The organism is Bradyrhizobium sp. P5_C11_2, assembly GCF_054049755.1.
Map to the genome: position 1 here is coordinate 1 of NZ_JBFULT010000925.1, position 1,709 is coordinate 1,709.

A 1,709-nucleotide genomic window follows, 5' to 3' on the forward strand; every position below is an offset into this window, starting at 1 on the left:
ATGCGTGCTTTAGGCGGCAGCCTTCGCGGCCGAGTTCTCGATCACCTGCGCGCCTTGCGCACCGGTGTTGATCGCGATCTGGCGCGGCTTCTTGGCCTCGGGAATCTCGCGCACGAGGTCGACGTGAAGCAGGCCGTTCTCGAGCGAGGCGTCCTTCACCTGCACGAAGTCGGCGAGCTGGAAGGCGCGCTCGAAGGCACGCGCGGCGATGCCGCGGTAGAGCACCTCGGACTTGCTGTTCTCGCCTGCGACTTTCTCGCCCTTGATCGTCAGCGTGTTTTCCTTCGCGACGATGGAGAGCTCATCCTTGGCGAAGCCGGAGACCGCGACGGTGATGCGGTAGGCGTTCTCGCCGGTGCGCTCGATATTGTAGGGGGGATAACCGGGGCTGCCGTCCGAACCCGCCTGGTCGAGCAGGTTGAAGAGGCGGTCAAAGCCGACGGTGGAACGATAGAAGGGAGTCAGATCGTAGGTACGCATGGTCAAGTCCTCCATTGAGCGACTGTTGGGCAACCCGCCCGCCTATCGGGCCGGGCTTTCGTCTGTGTGCAGCCTGATGTTCCGGTTCCGAAACACTGGTAGCGGCCTGCACCAAGGTGATATGGGTTTTGGGAAACTGCGTTCAAGAGGGCGGCAAACAGCGCCTTTTCGGCGCTGCCGCCCCTCGATCTTCAGCACGTCCCGCCCAACCACTTCCAATCATGACGCTGGTCTCGATACCCTCCAATCCCGTGCCCGAGAACGTCGTCAGTGGCACCATCAGGACGCCCGACGGCGCCGAGCTGCGCTTTGCGCGCTGGGCGCCGCCGGCGAACCGCAAGGGCACCGTCTGCGTCTTCACCGGGCGCAGCGAGCAGATCGAGAAATATTTCGAGACGGTGCGCGACCTGCGCGACCGCGGCTTTGCGGTGGCGATGATCGACTGGCGCGGGCAGGGCCATTCCTCGCGCCGTCTGCGCGATCCGCGCAAGGGCTATGTCCGCGACTTCGCCGACTTCGAGATCGATGTCGAGACCTTCGTGCAGCAGGTGGTGCTGCCGGACTGCCCGCCACCCTTCTTCGCGCTCGCTCATTCCATGGGGGGCGCGGTGATGCTTCGGGTGGCGCATGCGGGCAAGCGTTGGTTCGATCGCATGGTGCTGTCGGCGCCGATGATCGACCTGCCGGGCCGCGCCACCTCGTTTCCGGTGCGGGCGCTGCTCAAGACGATGCGTCTGATGGGGCAGGGCGGGCGCTACGTTCCCGGCGGCGGCGACCGCCTGACCGGGCTCGATCCCTTCATCAACAATCCCCTGACCAGCGACCCCGTGCGCTATGCGCGCAATGCCGCGATCCTGGAGGAGGATCCGACGCTCGGGCTGGCGTCACCGACGGTCGCCTGGGCCGACACCGCCTTCAGGGCGATGAACACCTTCAAGGGCATGAGCTACCCGTCCGAGATCCGCCAGCCGATCCTGATGCTGGCGGCCTCCAACGACACCGTGGTCTCGACCGCCGCGATCGAGGAGTTCGCCTATCATCTCCGCGCCGGCTCGCATCTCGTGATCGCCGGCTCGAAGCACGAGATCCTCCAGGAGCAGGACCGCTACCGCACCCAGTTCTGGGCCGCCTTCGACGCCTTCGTTCCGGGCACGCCGCTGTTCAAGTGAGAGGGCCGTGACAGTGCGCTCCCTCGCCCCGTTCTTACGGGGAGAGGGTTGGGGTGAGGG

Annotated in this window: 2 protein-coding genes; one reads left to right on the forward strand and one right to left on the reverse strand. The window is 65.7% G+C overall.

Annotated elements, in window-relative coordinates:
• Positions 1 to 9: 9 nt before the first annotated feature.
• Complete coding sequence (locus ACXJL8_RS40345; RefSeq protein WP_456617406.1) at positions 10 to 480, reverse strand: Hsp20 family protein; 471 nt, start codon at positions 478 to 480, stop codon at positions 10 to 12.
• A gap of 221 nt (positions 481 to 701) precedes the next feature.
• Here ACXJL8_RS40345 and ACXJL8_RS40350 point away from each other — a divergent pair, with 221 nt between their 5' ends.
• Positions 702 to 1,649: an alpha/beta fold hydrolase gene (locus tag ACXJL8_RS40350; RefSeq protein WP_456617407.1), complete on the forward strand. Its 948-nt coding sequence runs from the start codon at positions 702 to 704 to the stop codon at positions 1,647 to 1,649.
• Positions 1,650 to 1,709 lie beyond the last annotated feature (60 nt).